Origin of the sequence: Coleofasciculus sp. E1-EBD-02, from assembly GCF_040218245.1 — a bacterium.
Lineage (GTDB): Bacteria > Cyanobacteriota > Cyanobacteriia > Cyanobacteriales > Coleofasciculaceae > Coleofasciculus.
Genome location: NZ_JAVJQN010000246.1, coordinates 1 through 17,819, shown reverse-complemented (window position 1 = coordinate 17,819; position 17,819 = coordinate 1). Strand labels below are relative to the sequence as shown.

The window sequence follows — 17,819 nt, the reverse complement described above, 5'->3', positions numbered from 1 at the left end:
GAGTTTTATAACTAAAATGAGAAATAGTTTGCCATAAGTAGGTCGGTGGAAATAAACTGGACTATGTTAAGTTATGTGAATGTTCCTCAAACTTTTACAAAGGACGTAGCTTGCTTATCAAGGGCAGCAAGTTCTCCACCGTTAGCTTTTATTGTGTCCACCTACTTACTTACTTACCAGGTTCATCGTTCATCGTCCAAGGCAACTACAGGTAAGAACCAATGAACTATGAACCATGAACCCTAGACAAAAACCTCAATCCCGGATTTGCACAGGCATAATCAGGTAGGTCATTTTTAAGCCACCCAGAGGTGTGAGAATCACGGGAGTATTTGCCGCATTCATTTGGAGCTGAATATCTGACGTAGACAGCGCCTTTAAGCCGTCGATTAAGTACTTCACATTAAAGGCAATCTCGATACTTTCACCCGTAACTTGTGCTGATAGGGACTCTCTGGCACTGCCAACATCTTGAGTTTCCACGGTCAGATCAATGGTTTGCGCCTGGGCATCAATATCAAACTTGACGATATTATTCTTCTGATCAGCCAAGACTGCAATTCGTTCAACCGCACTCAGTAATTGACGCCGAGGAATAGCCACCTGACGCTGAAACTGACCGGGGATGAGTTGGCGGTAAGCGGGATATTGTCCCTCTAACGTCCGACTGGTCAAGCGATGATTACCCCCTTGGAAGATAATTTGACCCACCTCAAACTGCAAGGCGACGGTATCGCTTGATTCAGAGAGTCCTAACATCCGTTCAAGTTCCCTTAAGGTTCTAGCGGGTACGGTTAGCTCAAAGGAAGATATGGTATCTTCAGAGGCGGGTTTCTCTTCATCCTCCTCATCCTCTTGGCTTTCCTCACTGGTCGGTTTAGCGTTAAGAGTTTCCACAACCGCTAGTCGGTGACCATCAGTCGCGGCAAATTCCAGACTATCTTCTTGAACCATCAGATGCACCCCGGTCAGCACCTGTTTCGTTTCATCGGCACTGGTGGCAAATAATGATCCGCGCAATCCTTCAATTAAGGCTTCAACTGGGAGTTTAACCACCATTCCATCTTCGATTTGGGGGAGTTCGGGAAAGTCCTCTGAGTTCATTCCTCGCATTTTGTATTGTCCTGATGTCGAGGTTAAGGTGATCGATAGGCTTTCGGTGTCTGCATCACTCTCCGCTTCGGAGAGGGAGTCTTCGAGAGTAATGTCTCCCTCTGGCAAACGGGAAACAATGTCATTGAACAGTTTAGCCGGAATCGCGATCGCACCATCCGCTTCGACGTTGGCGTTGAAACTGGTTTGCAGACCTAGACTCAAGTCGAAGGCGGTTAAACTTACTCGCTGATTCTCAGTATCGGCTTCGAGTAACACATTACCCAGTACCGGATGGGTGGGACGTGAGGGAACCGCCCGATTTACGAGAGAAAGATTGGTATTGAGTTCACTTTGGATACAAGTTAGTTTCATAGAAGGAATCGTCAATGTTTGGCACAGCTAGAATTCTCGTCAAGGAGAGTCAGGGAGATTTGAGTTGGACTCTACATGAGGCACAATCGTGGTTCTCTCATCTATCCAGAGGCAACTCTAGCATGGAATTCAGACCTTGGGGAAACTGTGGAAAAACTCGACTCAGATGATTGCCAATTCCTGAATTCTTCGTGTTTTAGGAACGGAGTCCTTGTGGAAAAGGTTGTGGAAAATTGCGGAAATTTTTCCACCCTGTATTTATACTCATCCCATACCCAATACTTCTCAGATAAGCTCTAATTTAATTTTTTCTCTCCCAAGGGCGGATCAAAATGTTATCTGTCGAACCCGCCCCTACACCCTACACTCTACCTGCACAGTTTCCTGTTCCCCGTTCCCTGTTCCCTTTAAGCTTAGCTTTGAGTTTGACTTGCCAAATTAATGCGATCGCTCAATTGACTCAGTTTCTGTGCCACGCTAGGATCGCGTTCTCGTAATTGAGTAATCTTGTCGCAGCTATACATAACCGTGGTATGATCCTTGCCGCCAAATTCTTCGCCAATTCGGGGCAAGCTCAAATCCGTATGCTGCCGCATCAGATACATGGCAATTTGCCTAGACCAACTAATTTCTCGGCGGCGTGAGTTCCCTTTTAAGTCTTCTACCGAGACATTAAAGGCATCAGCGACGGTTGTCACAATGATCTCCGGTGCAGCTTGTACGGTTGGGGTTCGCGGATTCAAAATTGGTGCAATGTTCTCGACACTCATCGGTACTCCCGAAATCGAGATGTAAGCGACGACGCGAATTAATGCCCCCTCGAGTTCGCGGATATTCGATTTATATTGAGTCGCAATATACTCGACCACCGATCGCGGCAACCGGATGTTTTCATACTCTGCCTTTTTTTGTAAAATTGCCATCCGGGTTTCCAAGTCAGGCGGCTGAATATCGGCGATTAACCCCATCGAAAAGCGAGAACATAGCCGTTCTTGCAAGCGGCTAATCTGATGCGGCGGGCGATCGGATGCCAAGACGATTTGTTTTCCGGCTTCGTGTAAGGTATTGAACGTATGAAAAAATTCTTCCTGAGTATATTCTTTTCCTTCGATAAACTGAATATCATCAATCAACAGCACCTCAGCCGCTCGATAGTGTTCCCGGAAACTTTGCATACTATCTTTGCGGATGGCGGCAATCAGATCATTGGTAAAATGTTCAGTAGACACATAAAATATTTTAGAGTTAGGAGAGTTTTCCCACCGGAAATGCGCGATCGCTTGCATTAAGTGAGTTTTCCCCAAACCAACGCCCCCACACAAAAACAGGGGATTAAACTCCCGTCCTGGTGATTCGGCTACAGCCAACGCCGCCGCATGAGCCATACGATTATTTGAACCAACCACGAAGCGAGAAAACACGTACTTCTGATTTAACTCTGTGGGTTTAGGGAGTTGATGGGATGGACGTTCGGTATCGGGGTTAGCCGCAACCGGAGGCGACCAGGAAATACCTGTATCGCTGATTGTAGTGTTGTCGTTGTCAGTGATCACGGTAAGGTAAATGTCCACCGATTGTCCCAGGATCTCCTGCACCACATCAGTGATTGTTTTGATGTAATACTTTTGCAACCAATTTCTGGCAAAGGGATTGGGGGTACAAACCACTAAGCAATTCTGGTCGAGCTGCTGAGCGGTTGTTCCCTTGAGCCAGGTTTCAAAGGTGGGTCGGCTGAGTTGGAGTTGTAAACGCTCCAATACCTTTATCCAGAGCTGTTCGGGGGACATTTCCACGGGCATTCCTCTATTGTCGGTAATTGTTGCTTGTTCTCCTAATTCGAGCGATTGGCGAGATATTCCGGCACAGGTCTATCTTCTATATATATAGCGATTTAGCAGTGAGTGAAGTAAAACAATAAATAGCAACGGTTAGCGTCAATTTCAAACTATTATGACCCAATCCCTAGAAATCGCTCAGTTAGGCAATCCTATCTTACGCCAGCTCGCTCAACCCATTGATAATGTTCAGGATGAATCCATACAAAAGCTGATTGAGGCTCTCAAGGCAAAGGCGTTAGCTGCCAACGGTGTAGGAATTGCTGCTCCCCAAGTGTCTCAATCCTGCCGTCTATTCATCGTAGCGTCTCGTCCCAATCCCCGGTATCCGAATGCCCCGACGATGGAACCAACAGCGATGATCAATCCGCAGATTGTGGCTCACTCAGATGAGATGGTCAAAGGTTGGGAAGGCTGCTTAAGTATTCCCGGTATTCGCGGGTTAGTGCCGAGGTATCAGGCGATTGAGGTAGAGTACACCAATCAACAGGGTAAGCCGCAGCAACAACAGTTAACCGATTTTGTCGCCAGAATCGTTCAGCACGAATATGATCATCTGAATGGTCTTGTGTTTGTAGACCGGGTGGAGAGTACCCAAGACTTAATCACAGAGCAGGAATATCAACGGCGGATTAGTTCTTGAACGGCTGACAGCACTTTTCACGTTTATGGAATACAAAATTGTATCCACTTGCTTTTCGCCCGATAAACAATCCATCAGATACAATGTTTTCGGTTCAAGCTACTGCTCTATAATGAGAATAGAGGCAACCCCTAATTACTTGATCATGACTGTGAGAATAACTATTAACGTACCTGAAGGTTTAGTTGAATCGGCTCAATATCTGGGAGCCGCTACAGCGCGAAATCTATCTGAGGTTTTAGTCGATACCCTCGAAATTATTTTACCAACATTTAATAATTTATCGGAAATCACGGATTCGGAAATTTCTCAGCTTGCCAATGAAGATGTCATTGAATTAGCTAATTTAAAAATGGAGGCAGGACAAAATCAACGTCTCGGTGAACTCCAAGCTCAAGGGAAAACTATGGGTTTGACCGAATCAGAACGTTATGAACTATTAATCTTACTATCAATTTATCAAATTGGGCAATTCCGCAAATCAGCCGGATTGGCTGAAGCCGTTCGTCGAGGCTTAAGACCCCCTTTATCTCCATGAGTTTTATCTCTGAAACTCTCCGCCAAAAGATTCGCACAAGAGCCGGTAATCGCTGTGAATATTGCCTCAGTCATCAAGATTAATTATATGATGGGGAGATTACAAATTGATCATATACAGCCTCTAGCCAAAGGAGGAAGTAACACAGAAGATAATCTCTGTTTAGCCTGTGAATTATGTAATCAATATAAGTGGATACAAACAGTCGGTGTCGATCCTCAATCAGGGGAAACTGTTTCCTTATTTAAACATAGTAAACAGGAGTGGATAAATCATTTTACTTGGAGTACAGAGGGGACAGAAATTATCGGTCTCACCCCTTGTGGTCGGGCGACCATCTCTGCCCTAAAATTAAATAATAATTTAGCTGTTACTGTCCGGAAAAATTGGGTGACAGCCGGTTGGCATCCACCCAATTAACAAATTCAAGCAGGACTGAAATCTTCAACAAGGGTAGCCCCCATAGCAGACAAGGCTTGAGTCGTTGCAAAATAGAAGCAGTTCTATCATGCTTGTTCCCTAGATCATGCCTACTGTACTCGCGGATACTCAAAATTTAATTGCAGACCTGATCGCTCGCTATCGCTCTCGCGTGGATTACTTAGCGATTCGCTTAGAAGAATCTGAAGGAACCAGCATTATCGTGCGGGGTAATAAGGTAGAAACCTTGAGTGAGGGGCTTGCTATTGGTGGACAGGTGCGAGCCTGTTATAAGGGCGGTTGGGGCTTTGCCAGTTTCAATCAACTCTCTAGCCTGAAGGATCGACTGGAAGAAGCAATCAGCGCCGCCCGAATTGTCGGGGATGGAGAAACCCTACTTGCCCCGATTTCGATCGTGCAAGATACTTGCCAACTCCCCCTAACTGGGACTGATCCCCGGATGATTCCTCTAACCGAGAAGAAAGCGCTGTGCGATCGCTACAACCAATTGCTCAAACGTTTTGATCCCCGGATTACAACTACCTCTGTGCGCTACGGGGACAGCCATCAACGGATCATTATCGCTACCTCCGAAGGCACGCTGATTGAGCAATCTTGGGCAGATCTAGAAATGCGTTTCTCGGCTACCGCCCGTAAGGATGAGATTGTGCAGACGGGACGAGAAACCACCGGATCTCGCAATGGCTACGAAGATCTCACTGATCTGGATATGCAAGTACAGGGTGCGGCGCAACGGGCGGTTAATGCTTTGTCTTTGTCACCCGTTCGGGGAGGAGTTTACACGGTGGTTATTGATCCTATCCTCTCCGGTTTATTTGTTCATGAAGCCTTCGGACATCTTTCAGAAGCGGATATGGCGTATGAAAACCCCGATCTGTTGGAAGTGATGAGCAAAGGGCGTCGCTTTGGTCCACCGGATTTGCAAATCTTCGACGGTGCTGCCCCAGAGGGACATCGCGGTAGCTATTGCTACGATGATGAAGGAACACCAGCAACCACGACTCAACTGATTAAAGATGGCATTTTAGTGGGGCGTCTGCATTCTCGTGAAACCGCAGGTAAGTTAGGCGAAGCTCCCAGCGGCAACGCCCGTTGTCTAAACTACCACTATCCGCCCATTGTCCGCATGACCAATACCTGGATTGAACCGGGCAAAACCCCAGTTAAGGATTTAGTCCGAGGGATTCGCGAAGGGGTTTATGCCCGCAACTGGTTAGGGGGGATGACGAATGGGGAGATGTTCACCTTTAGCGCGGGTGAAGCCTGGATGATTCGCGAGGGACAGATTGCTGAACCGGTGCGGGATGTTACTCTATCTGGCAATGTGTTTAAAACTTTAGGCGATATCGAAGCGATCGGTAATGACTTCTACTGGGATGAATCAGGCGGTTGTGGAAAAGGCGGACAAAGTGGCTTACCTGTAGGGTGTGGCGGTCCTTCTTTACGAATTCGCAATGTTGTCGTGGGAGGTAGTCAGTAGCGTTGTTTCAGTCACTTGCCTGTTGTCTGTTGTTCTTTGTCCTTAGGAATAGACAACGGACAACGGACAGGTGATATACTGGGGGCGCTATTCGCGATAAATGTGTAATCCTTGATAGGCGGATCAGGTGAACCATTTAACTACGGCTCAAGAAGAGCAACTTAAAAATATAGGAACCTATTTACGACACTGTAGAGAAGAGCAGGAGAAATCGATTGAGGAAATTGCTCTCAAAACTTTTATCTCCTTGCGCTCTTTGAAAGCGCTAGAGGCTGGACGGTGTGAGGATTTACCTGAACCTGTCTTTGTTCAAGGGTTTATTCGGCGGTATGCTGAAACACTGAATTTAGACAGCACAACGTTACTCCAAAGCTTTGCCACCGAGGTGGTACCAGAACCCTCTGAGTCTCCTGACTCTCAAGCTAAACATTCTGAACCCACCCCGATTTCGCGATCGCGTCAATCTGATCGGCTCTACCGTCAACCTTTTCTCCTCTACATTGGTATTGGTGGAATCGTCGCGATCGGTGGACTGGTGTATCTGCTTACTCAAGTCCTCAAACCCCAACCCTCTATACCCGTTCAAGATTCTGGGACAATTGAGCAACAGCTTAATCCAAACGAACCCACTGTCACCTCAACACCTGCGCTGACTGTTTCTGATCCCAATTTCCCGGTTCAAATTACTGTAGAAATGAAAGGGGAATCCTGGGTGCGGGTTAGCGTTGATGGTAAAACGGAGTTTGAGGGAATTTTAACTGAGGACGATTCCCCAACAACGTGGAAAGCTAAAAATGAATTAACAATCCGTTCCGGAAATGCGGGGGCGGTATGGGTATCGTTGAATCAAAAAACCGCGAAACCCTTGGGAGAGATGGGTGAAGTCCAAGATGTAACCTTTACTCCAACACAGGATTGGTAATCAGTTGGTCATTGCTCATAAGCTGTCATGCATTTAAATTGGGTATTAGCAGCGAGCAAGATGCTCGCACTACAAGGATGAGAGCCATTATTGACATTAAGGTTTAAATGCCGAACAGCTTACCCCTCACCACAATACTTATTCAGCAAGCCCGACTTAAAGCATGATCGACTTGTTGAAGCAGAGATTCGCGAGTGTAAGAGTTATCTAAAACCACATCAGCACGCGCCACTTTTTCGGCGAGGGGAAGCTGACTGTTGAGACGGGATTGAGCTTGTTCAAGAGAAAGGCGATCGCGTTCTCGGATGCGCTGGATTTGTTGTTCCACAGAACAGCAGACAACCCAGATTTCAGTCACTAAGTCTGTCATATTCGCTTCAAACAATAAGGGTATCACTAAAACCACCGTGGGAGACTCTAGGATAGAGAGTTGAGACTCAATGCGATCGCGCACATACGGATGGATCTGTTGTTCTAACCACTGGCGTTCCCCTGGGTTCGGGAAAACAATCTCCCCTAAGCGTTTGCGGTTCAGTGTGCGATCGGCTAATTGTACCTCAGAACCGTAGCGGGTAATAATTCGGTTCAAAACCGGGGAACCAGGTTGCACGGCGTCTCTGGCGTAAATATCCGCATCTAAAATTGGAAGCTGATAGGTATCGGCAAGATAATTAGAAACCGTGGTTTTACCTGTGCCAATCCCTCCGGTTAAGCCAATGATCCGTTTCAACAGTGATTCACTCAAGGTTAAAGTACGCTATCACAATAAGTATAAGTTGCAGCCGGAAAGGACTCCAGAATGCTGACCCAAGTACCAGTTACTGATATTATCCGCAAACAACGGGATTTTTTCGCCACAGGGAAAACCAAGGATGTCAAGTGGCGCATGGAACAGCTAAAATGCCTCAAACAAGCTGTTGTTGATGATCAAGAGGCGATTATCAAGGCGGTTCAAGCTGACTTAGGGCGCCCAGAGTTTGAAGCCTATTTTGAAATCGCGGCGATTGCGGAAATTAATTACGCTATCAAGCACCTCAAATCCTGGGTTAAACCCAAAAAAGTAGGAGTTGGATTAGAACAATTCCCCGCCTCGGGGAAGATTTATCCTGAACCCTTGGGTGTGGTGCTGATTATCTCTCCTTGGAATTATCCCTTCCAGTTATTGATTTCTCCCTTAGTTGGTGCGATCGCCGCCGGAAACTGTGCGGTACTCAAACCCTCGGAAATTGCCGCCCATACCTCAAGTGCGATCGCCAACCTGATCCAGAAAACCTTTGATCCGGCTTATATCGCGGTTGTCGAAGGAGACGCTGATACCAGTAAAGCACTTCTGGCTGAAAAATTTGACCATATCTTTTTTACCGGGGGAACCGCGATCGGCAAAATCGTCATGGAAGCCGCCGCGAAACATCTAACGCCTGTGACGTTAGAGTTGGGCGGTAAAAGTCCCTGTATTGTCGATGCGGATACGGATCTCAAAGATACAGCTAAACGGATTACTTGGGGTAAATACCTGAATGCGGGACAAACCTGTATCGCCCCAGATTACCTGTTAGTTGATCGGCGAATTAAGTCAGATCTATTGACAGAAGTGCAAAAATGTGTTGCAGACTTTTATGGTCAGGAACCGGAGAAAAGTCCGGACTATGCCCGAATTATAAGTCACCGACATTTTGATCGACTGGTTCCTTTGTTGAAGAACGGAGAAATAGTTATTGGCGGACAAACTCGACCAGAAGATAAGTATATCGCGCCCACTGTGATTGATGGAGTTTCTTGGGATTCACCTGTCATGGAAGAGGAAATCTTTGGTCCGATTCTGCCTGTGTTAGAGTATCAAGACTTGAATGATGCGATCGCGCAGATTAATGCTCGACCTAAACCCTTAGCCCTCTACCTATTTTCCAAAGATAAACAGAAACAGCAACAAGTCTTGCAGCAAACCTCATCTGGTGGTGTCTGTCTCAATGACACGGTGATGCAAGTTGGTGTGACAACTTTACCCTTTGGCGGTGTTGGGGATAGTGGAATGGGCAACTATCATGGCAAAGCCAGTTTTGATACCTTTTCTCACTTTAAGAGTGTATTGAAAAAGGGATTCTGGTTCGATTTAAATTGGCGGTATCCACCTTATAACGGCAAGTTGTCATTGTTTAAGCGAATTATTAAGTAGGTGGAATAGGTGTGCAAAACCTCTTTCCGTGTCAACTTAAGCTGAAAAATACCCAATACCTTGAGAAAAACCCCTCCCTAACCCTCCCCTTAGTAAGGGGAGGGAATTAGGGAACAGAGAACAGGAAAAAATGTATTAAATTGGCGTAAGTTCGTATTATAATTGACGAACCGTATCAACGGCATGAACAATCATTTTTGGGGTAGCGCTACGCTGAAAAACTTATTATGTTCACGCGCACAAAAGCTATAGCATCTATCGGTTTATGGGTTAGCGGGTTCTCGCTATTCATGGATAGTGCTTCGGCACAAACTGCTGCTATTGTGGTTAATACCACCGCCGATGATATCAATGCTGGTGATAGCAATTGCACCCTGCGCGAAGCGATTAATAACGCCAATACGAATAGGGATACCACAAATGGCGATTGCCGGACAGGTTCATCCTATCCTATTATTGATGCGATCGCGTTTAATATTCAATCCACTCAACCCAGCATTATCCCTAATTCGCCATTACCAACTTTAACAGAGACGGTGGTGATTGACGGCACATCCCAACCCAGTTTCCAAACGATTGCAACCCATTCCCTAACTTGTCCCAACCCAATGGGCGTTCCGCTTCCAGCCCAAACCATAACAATTAGCCGTCCAGTTATTGAGTTAAATGGTGCGGCGGCGGGTAAAGTAAGTGGTATTACGATTGATGCGGATCAGGTTGTCATACAAGGACTGGTAATTAATCAGTTTCAACGCGCTGGTATCGAAATATTAAATAACTCCAGCCAAATTATTATTGACAGCAATTATATTGGTACAGATATCACGGGTACAGTCGCCCTTGGTAATAACCGAGGTGTTGTGATTAAAGCCGGAAACACAACGAATCCCAATAATACTATTATTAAAAATAATGTCATTTCCGGGAATACCTTCGTGGGTGTTCTTGTCAACGGCGATGCCAATGCCGATCAGCAAGGCAATACTATTGTTAATAATTTTATTGGCACAGATTACACAGGTAAAAATGTATTGGGTAATACTACTGAAAAACGCGGTCATGGTGTAGTGATTGGACATGGCAATTTTGCCGCTTTAGATTCCCGCTATCCTGCCCAAAACCATACCATTAGAGGCAACGTCATCGCCGGAAGCCACACGACAAATCTCTGGGTTTCCAATTATGCCAGCAATAATTTAGTGGAGTGTAATTATATTGGTACTGATCAGACAGGAACTGTCGCCTTAGGTAATTGTATTGATGGTTTGCTGATTGGCGGAACTCGCTCTGATGCACCGTCACGCCTGAACAAAATACGCCATAATTTAATTTCCGGAAATGCTCGATGCCAAGGCAATACAGAAGCTAACCTGACGCTGCAATGGGGAGCAATTGAAAATACGATTGAAAATAATTTAATTGGTACAGATATTACAGGTACAGTGGCATTAAGTCCCATCTTAAGTACGGATGGTATTGGTATCAAAAAGCCTGCGAACCAAATTCGCAATAATGTTATCGGTGGGCATCGTCGCCACGGAATTCATATCTACCGAGGATTTGGGACACAGCCCGGGGATAACCGGATTGAAAACAATTATATTGGTATCAATCCCAGTGGTAGCAATATTGCAAATGGCGGTGATGGAATTGCTATATTTTCTAATATTTATACCCCTGATACTGTATTGCCGCTGATGGATGTTTTGATTCGGGGAACGCGGATCACCGGGAATGCGATCGCGAATAATGGTCATAATGGGATTCGGTTAGAAGCGAGAGGTGATGAAGCAGGGTTTAAGTAGGTGGGGACAATTAAAGTTAACGGTGGGGATCGTCATTCGTCATTCGTCATTCGTCATTTGTAAGGGTTTGAGGCTTGTTAACATAACTTAACATGGTTGAGTTTATTTCCATCAACCTACTTAATGCCTCTATTACTAACACCCAAATTTTAAATAACACCATTCACGATAATGGAGCCAATGGTATTCAAATCACTACGGTGGAAACTGTTTCTGGGGGAATAGCTGAAGCAATTGATAATTTAATCCAGACAAATCGTCTGTTTAATAATCAAGGTTTGGGCATTACTTTAAGCCAAAGTCGCTCAACATCCCAGGATACTTTTTTGAATGGGGAGACAGGGCGACCCTTATCTTCTTCTGTACCCATTGAGAACGATGCATTAGATTTAGACGCTGGCTCAAATCAGTTGCAAAATTACCCCACTCTTTTAAGCGCAGAGGTAAAAAATAATCACACTGAAATTCAAGGGATACTGGTTAGCACTCCTAATACCCAATTCACTCTGGAATTTTTCGCCAATAGAAGTGCTGATCCATCCAACTATGGTGAAGGCGAAGTTCCTTTAGGTTCAGTATCGGTAACGACAGATAACCGTGGAGAAGCTGAATTCACTGCCGTTTTACCTGCTACTGTTTCGGGACAATCGATAACCGCAACTGCCACTGACTCCAGCGGGAACACATCCGAATTTTCTCGCCGTATTCAACTAAAGTTTTCTCTTGATAAGAGTATCAGAAACTTTGGTAATAGAACTCGACATCGAAAAATGTTTCGATAGGATAAGCCACAAATCAATAATGGAACAGCTCATCGCCCCATCAGGCATTAAACTTAGAATCTTTCGATGCCTCAAGGCTGGAGTTAACCCAGAATTCCCCGAACAGGGTACACCTCAAGGGGGAGTGTCAAGCATTACTTCGATGCTTGCGGTGTCAGCGTGGGAAATTTTGAAATTTGCCAAGTAGGCAAACTCTATCGTTATGGGGACAGAGATCGCCCCCAAAGACTGTCAAAATTGAAAAACAAGTGACAACACTTTGAGGAAAACAATATGACGGCTACTTTAACAGCACCTCAATCGATAGAATCCTGGTTGGGTGAAGAGGCAGACAATCTGTTGACGTACAACGCTAAAGTGGATAAAGGTCTGTTACATCTACCGAGTCCAGACTGGGTGGAACGGATTTTTGCCAATAGCGATCGCCCTGCCCCAGTGTTGCGTAGTCTTCAGCAGATCTACTCAAGCGGACGCCTTGCCAATACGGGTTATCTGTCTATCCTACCCGTAGACCAAGGGATTGAGCATTCCGCCGCCGCCTCTTTTGCGCCGAACCCGGTCTACTTTGATCCAGAAAACATTATCAAACTTGCTCTGGAAGGCGGTTGTAATGCGGTTGCTACGACGTTAGGGGTTTTGGGCATGGTGTCTCGCAAGTATGCCCACCGCATCCCCTTCATTGCTAAACTGAACCACAATGAAACGCTGACGTATCCGAATCGATATGATCAGCTTATGTTCGCCAATGTCGAGCAAGCCTGGAATTTAGGCGCTGTGGCTGTCGGTGCGACGATTTACTTTGGGTCTGAGGAATCGAGTCGCCAAATTGAGGAAGTGAGTAAAGCATTTGCCCGCGCCCACGAGTTGGGGATGGCAACAATCCTGTGGTGCTATTTACGCCATAGCGTGTTTAAGCAAGATAAAGATTATCATCTTTCGGCTGACCTCACGGGTCAAGCCAATCATCTTGGCGTTACCATTGAAGCCGATATTATTAAGCAGAAGCAGCCTGAATGCAATAATGGCTATGGTGCGGTGGCTAAAGCCACGGGTGAGAAATATGGCAGAACGGATGATCGCGTTTACACTGAACTTACCAGTGATCACCCCATCGATTTAACTCGTTATCAAGTTCTTAATTGCTATGCGGGTCGTGCAGGTTTAATTAATTCTGGCGGTTCATCAGGGAAAAATGATTTTGCCCAAGCTGTTCGCACTGCTGTGATTAATAAACGGGCTGGCGGTTGTGGATTGATTTCTGGACGCAAGACATTTCAGCGACCTTTCGAGGAAGGTGTTAAGCTGTTCCACACGATTCAGGATGTTTACTTGTCCGGCGACGTGACCATTGCGTGACACTGAGTTGCATTTAAACCTCGGTCGGGGCGGGTTTAGTTACATCTAGTGTGAGATAAGTCACGATAATCGTGAAACCCGCCCCTACACAAAATCCTTCTCACAACCACGTAACCACAAGGGCACTATCTTCAGCATGAGGCTCAAAGCGTAACGGTGACGCCACGTAAACCACTCCTTCAATTAGTTTCGCTTTCTTGATCGTTGTCGTTGCTTGATAGCGTCGCTCCAATTCTTTTCGAGTTAAGCGATCGCCATTTTCTAGGGGCGGTAGGTTGGACATCGCCTGGGACTGTTTAAATGTATGGGTTTGGGAATTTTTGACCGCCATAGAACAAGACCTTTTAAGCGTTATTGTTCAGTATAGATAAATGTCTCTGAATTCAAGAGAGATTCTCATACCTCGACATGCCCAACAAAACCCGACAAGCTCGCTTGGATCGTTTTATCCATGCCCCCCAAACTGAACTGGCGCTGATCGTTCTCATTCTGCTTTCTGTGATCCTGGTGATTGCAGAAGTCACGCTTGATAATAACACTCAAGCCTATAAACTTGTCTATTTGACTCAAGAACTACTCACTGGCATCTTTATTATCGAGTTGACAATTCGCTATTTTGCTGCTAAAAATAAACGCCGTTTCTTCCGCCACTATTGGTTAGATATTATTGCCGTATTGCCCCTATTGCGAGCCTTTCGCCTGTTGCGGGTGTTGCGCCTCTTACGGCTATTGCGGGTGGGAATCCTACTCAATCAGAATTTAAATCGTCTTGGCTCTACCTTAGCCACGAGTATTGGTGTACAGATTGGCGTATTGCTGGTTGTCGGTTTAATTATTTTAGTCGGCGCGATCGCGATTCACTTGCTAGAGGGCTTTAACAATCCAGATTTCGCCTCTGTGAAGGATTCCCTTTGGTGGAGCTTTTTTACCCTGGTATCCGGAGAACCCATCGGCGGTGAACCTCAAACCGATGCGGGGCGATTGGTTACACTCATAGTAATCCTGGGTGGCTTGACGATGTTTGCCATGTTTACGGGTGTCGTTTCCGCCGTCATGGTACAACGATTGAGAACAGTGATGGAAATTAAATACTGGGAATTGGACGAACTCCGCGATCATATTGTTATCTGTGGCTGGAATCGCAGTGGACATCTGCTGATTGAGCAACTGCAAGCCGATCCCAGTTTAAAACATCATCCGATTGTGGTGGTTGCTGAATTTATCCAAACCCCGGAGCGAGAACTGAAACATGTTAATCGTTCCCAAATTTACTTCTATACCGGGGATTACACCACAATTGATGTCCTGGAAGCGGTGGGAATTTATTACACCTCACGGGCTATTTTGTTGGCAGATGCCACACATCCGCGCAGTGATCAGGATCGGGATGCCCGAACTGTTTTAGCGGCATTAACGATTGAAAAACTGCATCCGGGTATCTATACCTGCGCTCAACTTCTTGATGGCAAAAATAATGTGCAACTGCGAGTAGCGGGCGTGGAAGATGTGATTGTCGCAGATGAACTGGCGAGCCATTTAATGGCGACTTCAGTCCGAAACTGGGGTTCTGTGGATGTGTTAGCGGAATTGCTCACTGTGCAAACGGGGAACCAAATCTATAAAATTTCCCTACCCCAGCAATGGAATGGTATTTCATTCTGGAATGCGGCTCAATGGCTAAAAGAGGAGCTAGATAGTATTTTAGTTGCTGTGGAACGGCAAACTCAGGGACATCGAGAGACATTGGTTAACCCACCCAAAAATGAACAACTCATGTTGGGCGATCGCTTGGTTGTGATTGCTCGCCACCAGCCCCAAATTGAGAAAATTCTCCAGTCTAAAAAGTTGTAGATCAAAGAAGAAGGGCTAAAGCCCTTACTACGAACTACGAATAGGCTGGAGTTATGGGTGTACCTGGGGCGATTGTGGGAAAAATTGGGATCGATGGATCAGCCACAGATAATTGAACTCTGATTCCCACAGGTAAGGGTGTATTCAGGGCGGTGCGAGCATGGAGTTCTTTACCAGACGGGGTTTGGAGACAATACCGATACTCGCGACCTAAAAAATGGCGATCGCGAATCAAGATGGGTGCATCGTTATCGGGTTTGAGAATTACATTTTCTTCCCGCAGCATTAACTCCCCACAATCAGGGATGGCGTCATTCTGGAATTGGATGTTACCGGAACATTCTCCATTGCTGATTTCAAACGAACCCACCTCAGTTTCCCATAACTGTCCCCGACGACGGGCGGGTAAGAAATTGGCTTGGGTGACGAATTCAGCGACAAAGCGAGAGGCTGGGTTGGTATAAATTTCTTCGGGGGTTCCCAACTGTTCTAAACATCCCGCCCGCATCACTCCCACTTGATCGGAGATGGATAGGGCTTCTTCTCTGTCGTGGGTGACAAAAATTGCGGATGTGCCGATTTCTTTAAGGATGGATCGCACTTCTTGGCGCAACCGCAGACGCACTTGCACATCCAGATTACTCAGGGGTTCATCTAACAGGATTAAACTGGGACGCGGTGCTAACGCCCGGGCGAGGGCGACTCGCTGCTGCTGTCCCCCAGATAGTTCATGAGGATAGCGTTTCTCTAATCCTGATAATCCTACCAGTGCGATCGCGTCAGCCGTATTTTTCTTGATGGATGTTCGACTCATCCCACTGCGGCGGTTTTTCAAGCCAAAAGCCACATTCTCCGCCACATTCAGATGAGGGAACAAGGCATAATCTTGAAACACCATACCCGTGTTCCGTTGTTCTGGGGGTATCCAATAGCCTGAACCCGCCACGGGGCGTCCAGCTAAAACAACCAGTCCCGACTGAGGACGCTCAAACCCCGCCACTATCCGCAATAGAGTGGTTTTGCCACAGCCAGAGGGACCTAATAACCCCAGTAAATCACCTTGATTCAAAGTCAGCGTCACCCGATCTACGGCTGGAGTCGTATGTTGATCATAGTGCTTGGTAATGTCCTCTAAATGTAGAATCGCTGCTTGTTCCATAGAATGTTTTTGACTCTTCACGACTTTCGAGGGAACCTAGTTTTGAGATGGGTGTAGGAGTAGATGGCACTACTATCGCTTCTTACCTCCCCCTGCTTCCCCTGCTCCCAGACGTAGCATGCTACGTCTCTACATTGCTCCCTCATCTCCCCCTCTTCCGACTGCGGCTAGGAAGCCGCCAGCAGTCCTCCAGCCAAGAGGCTAAATCTCGGCGTGGTACAGTTAACTGTCTGACTACACTCCACAGTTGAATCGCCGTCACCGGATCATGAATCTCAGCCGTGAGTGGCTGGTTCATCCCGCAGTGACTCGCGATCGATAGTTCCTGTAAACGGCGGTACACTTGCCACCGATCGGCTTGATTAATGTCAATCACTTGACCAGTTTTGGGTTGAGAACTCCAGGGATTCATTTTTCTCTCAAAATGCAATATATTATCATTAATGTCTGTCGCCAGACATTAATTTTTCCATAAGAACTGCTATGACAGGGAGTTTAAGCCGGATTTCACTCCCGTTCCCTAGTGTAAGCTAGGTGGGAGTCAAATGCTAATCTTTCTCAATTAATCGACTAAAAGACAATGACGCAGGAATGATACGGCTTCTCCTCAAGTTAGCTCCATGGTTCATCTATCTTCGCGGCTTTCCGACCCTCGCTTTCAGCGATGCTTCGAAAGCCGCGTTTTCAAGTCAAGCTAGCACTTTTACAGGAGATGCGGTAGGATGTGAGCTATGACTCAACGCGCCTACCGATACCGTTTTTACCCAACGTCGGAACAAGAACAACTCTTGCGCCGCACGTTGGGTTGCGTTCGTCTGGTTTACAACTTGGCGTTGCATACTCGAACTGAAGGTTGGTACGAAAGGCAGGAGCGGATTGGCTACAAACAGACATCCGCCATGCTGACAGATTGGAAAAAGCAAGAAGACTTGCAATTTCTTAATGACGTGAGTTGTGTACCATTGCAGCAGGGATTGAGGAACTTGCAAAAAGCGTTTACCAATTTCTGGGCAGGTCGTGCTAAATACCCCAACTTCAAAAAGAAGCGGAATGGCGGTAGTGCTGAGTTTACCCGTTCGGCTTTTAAGTGGAAAGATGGGCAATTATGGTTAGCAAAATGTCGCGAACCCTTACCAATTCGCTGGAGTCGTACCCTTCCAGAAAACTGTGAACCCTCTACGGTTACAGTAAGGTTGGATGCTTCTGGGCGATGGTTTGTCTCTGTGTTGGTTGAGGATCATACGGTTAAGACATTCCCTCAACTTGATAAAGCTATTGGGATTGATGCAGGTGTTACTTCTTTGGTGGCGACCAGCGATGGGGAAAAGATTGCTAATCCAAAGCACTTTAAGCGATTGAAACGCAAG

The 17,819-nt window shown here is 46.3% G+C and carries 16 protein-coding genes and 2 pseudogenes; 12 read left to right on the top strand and 6 right to left on the bottom strand.

Translation table 11 applies throughout. The features are described from left to right. Positions 1–255 precede the first annotated feature (255 nt). Together dnaN and dnaA are read right to left on the bottom strand one after the other, a co-directional pair. Positions 256–1,467 (bottom strand): DNA polymerase III subunit beta, encoded by a 1,212-nt coding sequence (gene dnaN, locus RIC07_RS35910; RefSeq protein WP_446398679.1) that lies wholly within the window; start codon positions 1,465–1,467, stop codon positions 256–258. Between the two features lie 413 nt (positions 1,468–1,880). Continuing rightward, positions 1,881–3,260 (bottom strand): chromosomal replication initiator protein DnaA, encoded by a 1,380-nt coding sequence (dnaA, locus tag RIC07_RS35905; protein ID WP_446398707.1) that lies wholly within the window; start codon positions 3,258–3,260, stop codon positions 1,881–1,883. A gap of 157 nt (positions 3,261–3,417) precedes the next feature. On the opposite strand from dnaA, the gene def reads away from it, so the two are divergent. From def to RIC07_RS35880, 5 genes are all read left to right on the top strand, one after another. Then, on the top strand, positions 3,418–3,945 hold the full coding sequence (gene def / locus RIC07_RS35900; protein ID WP_446343236.1) for a peptide deformylase: 528 nt from the start codon (positions 3,418–3,420) through the stop codon (positions 3,943–3,945). Between the two features lie 145 nt (positions 3,946–4,090). Continuing rightward, on the top strand, positions 4,091–4,483 hold the full coding sequence (locus RIC07_RS35895) for a hypothetical protein (protein WP_446398678.1): 393 nt from the start codon (positions 4,091–4,093) through the stop codon (positions 4,481–4,483). A 54-nt stretch (positions 4,484–4,537) separates the two neighbouring features. Then, positions 4,538–4,903 (top strand): HNH endonuclease, encoded by a 366-nt coding sequence (locus RIC07_RS35890; RefSeq protein ID WP_446398677.1) that lies wholly within the window; start codon positions 4,538–4,540, stop codon positions 4,901–4,903. Between the two features lie 106 nt (positions 4,904–5,009). Beyond that, positions 5,010–6,404 carry a TldD/PmbA family protein gene (locus tag RIC07_RS35885; RefSeq protein ID WP_446398676.1) on the top strand — a complete coding sequence of 465 codons (1,395 nt, stop codon included), beginning with the start codon at positions 5,010–5,012 and terminating at the stop codon, positions 6,402–6,404. A gap of 127 nt (positions 6,405–6,531) precedes the next feature. Then, the gene (locus RIC07_RS35880) at positions 6,532–7,326 is read left to right on the top strand and encodes a helix-turn-helix domain-containing protein (RefSeq protein ID WP_446398675.1); all 795 of its coding nucleotides are present in this window, start codon (positions 6,532–6,534) and stop codon (positions 7,324–7,326) included. 142 nt (positions 7,327–7,468) lie between these two features. Here the strand turns inward: RIC07_RS35880 and coaE are convergent, their stop codons facing one another. Beyond that, a complete protein-coding gene (gene coaE, locus RIC07_RS35875; RefSeq protein WP_446398706.1) occupies positions 7,469–8,059 on the bottom strand; it encodes a dephospho-CoA kinase in 591 nt (196 codons plus the stop codon). 66 nt (positions 8,060–8,125) lie between these two features. Between coaE and RIC07_RS35870 the strand changes: the two genes are divergently transcribed. From RIC07_RS35870 to RIC07_RS35850, 5 genes and pseudogenes are all read left to right on the top strand, one after another. After that, positions 8,126–9,499: an aldehyde dehydrogenase gene (locus RIC07_RS35870; RefSeq protein WP_446398674.1), complete on the top strand. Its 1,374-nt coding sequence runs from the start codon at positions 8,126–8,128 to the stop codon at positions 9,497–9,499. 227 nt (positions 9,500–9,726) lie between these two features. Beyond that, positions 9,727–11,304 carry a CSLREA domain-containing protein gene (locus RIC07_RS35865; protein ID WP_446398673.1) on the top strand — a complete coding sequence of 526 codons (1,578 nt, stop codon included), beginning with the start codon at positions 9,727–9,729 and terminating at the stop codon, positions 11,302–11,304. A 92-nt stretch (positions 11,305–11,396) separates the two neighbouring features. Beyond that, positions 11,397–12,086 carry a hypothetical protein gene (locus RIC07_RS35860; RefSeq protein WP_446398672.1) on the top strand — a complete coding sequence of 230 codons (690 nt, stop codon included), beginning with the start codon at positions 11,397–11,399 and terminating at the stop codon, positions 12,084–12,086. Next, positions 12,052–12,219: pseudogene (locus RIC07_RS35855) on the top strand (RNA-dependent DNA polymerase); the annotation flags it as partial. The gene RIC07_RS35860 and the pseudogene RIC07_RS35855, both read left to right, overlap by 35 nt. Before the next feature lie 140 nt (positions 12,220–12,359). Continuing rightward, the gene (locus RIC07_RS35850) at positions 12,360–13,442 is read left to right on the top strand and encodes a class I fructose-bisphosphate aldolase (protein WP_446398671.1); all 1,083 of its coding nucleotides are present in this window, start codon (positions 12,360–12,362) and stop codon (positions 13,440–13,442) included. 103 nt (positions 13,443–13,545) lie between these two features. On the opposite strand, the pseudogene RIC07_RS35845 reads toward RIC07_RS35850, so the two are convergent. Next, positions 13,546–13,773 (bottom strand): annotated as a pseudogene (locus RIC07_RS35845) (Uma2 family endonuclease); the annotation flags it as partial. Positions 13,774–13,850: 77 nt separating this feature from the next. On the opposite strand from RIC07_RS35845, the gene RIC07_RS35840 reads away from it, so the two are divergent. Next, on the top strand, positions 13,851–15,293 hold the full coding sequence (locus RIC07_RS35840; protein ID WP_446398670.1) for an ion transporter: 1,443 nt from the start codon (positions 13,851–13,853) through the stop codon (positions 15,291–15,293). A 34-nt stretch (positions 15,294–15,327) separates the two neighbouring features. Here the strand turns inward: RIC07_RS35840 and RIC07_RS35835 are convergent, their stop codons facing one another. Beyond that, positions 15,328–16,452, bottom strand: a complete 1,125-nt coding sequence (locus RIC07_RS35835; RefSeq protein ID WP_446398669.1) for an ABC transporter ATP-binding protein — start codon at positions 16,450–16,452, stop codon at positions 15,328–15,330. Positions 16,453–16,594: 142 nt separating this feature from the next. Continuing rightward, the gene (locus tag RIC07_RS35830; protein ID WP_446398668.1) at positions 16,595–16,864 is read right to left on the bottom strand and encodes an Asr1405/Asl0597 family protein; all 270 of its coding nucleotides are present in this window, start codon (positions 16,862–16,864) and stop codon (positions 16,595–16,597) included. A gap of 319 nt (positions 16,865–17,183) precedes the next feature. Between RIC07_RS35830 and RIC07_RS35825 the strand changes: the two genes are divergently transcribed. Beyond that, positions 17,184–17,819, top strand: a 636-nt coding sequence (locus RIC07_RS35825) for an RNA-guided endonuclease InsQ/TnpB family protein (protein WP_446398667.1), incomplete at its 3' end; no start/stop codon positions are given.

Coding starts and splice junctions, on each gene's coding strand:
- dnaN (WP_446398679.1), bottom strand. CDS start 1,467: ATGAAACTAACTTGTATCCAAAGTGAACTCAATACCAATCTTTCTCTC.
- def (WP_446343236.1), top strand. CDS start 3,418: ATGACCCAATCCCTAGAAATCGCTCAGTTAGGCAATCCTATCTTACGC.
- RIC07_RS35895 (WP_446398678.1), top strand. CDS start 4,091: ATGACTGTGAGAATAACTATTAACGTACCTGAAGGTTTAGTTGAATCG.
- RIC07_RS35885 (WP_446398676.1), top strand. CDS start 5,010: ATGCCTACTGTACTCGCGGATACTCAAAATTTAATTGCAGACCTGATC.
- RIC07_RS35870 (WP_446398674.1), top strand. CDS start 8,126: ATGCTGACCCAAGTACCAGTTACTGATATTATCCGCAAACAACGGGAT.
- RIC07_RS35865 (WP_446398673.1), top strand. CDS start 9,727: ATGTTCACGCGCACAAAAGCTATAGCATCTATCGGTTTATGGGTTAGC.
- RIC07_RS35860 (WP_446398672.1), top strand. CDS start 11,397: ATGGTTGAGTTTATTTCCATCAACCTACTTAATGCCTCTATTACTAAC.
- RIC07_RS35850 (WP_446398671.1), top strand. CDS start 12,360: ATGACGGCTACTTTAACAGCACCTCAATCGATAGAATCCTGGTTGGGT.
- RIC07_RS35840 (WP_446398670.1), top strand. CDS start 13,851: ATGCCCAACAAAACCCGACAAGCTCGCTTGGATCGTTTTATCCATGCC.
- RIC07_RS35835 (WP_446398669.1), bottom strand. CDS start 16,452: ATGGAACAAGCAGCGATTCTACATTTAGAGGACATTACCAAGCACTAT.
- RIC07_RS35830 (WP_446398668.1), bottom strand. CDS start 16,864: ATGAATCCCTGGAGTTCTCAACCCAAAACTGGTCAAGTGATTGACATT.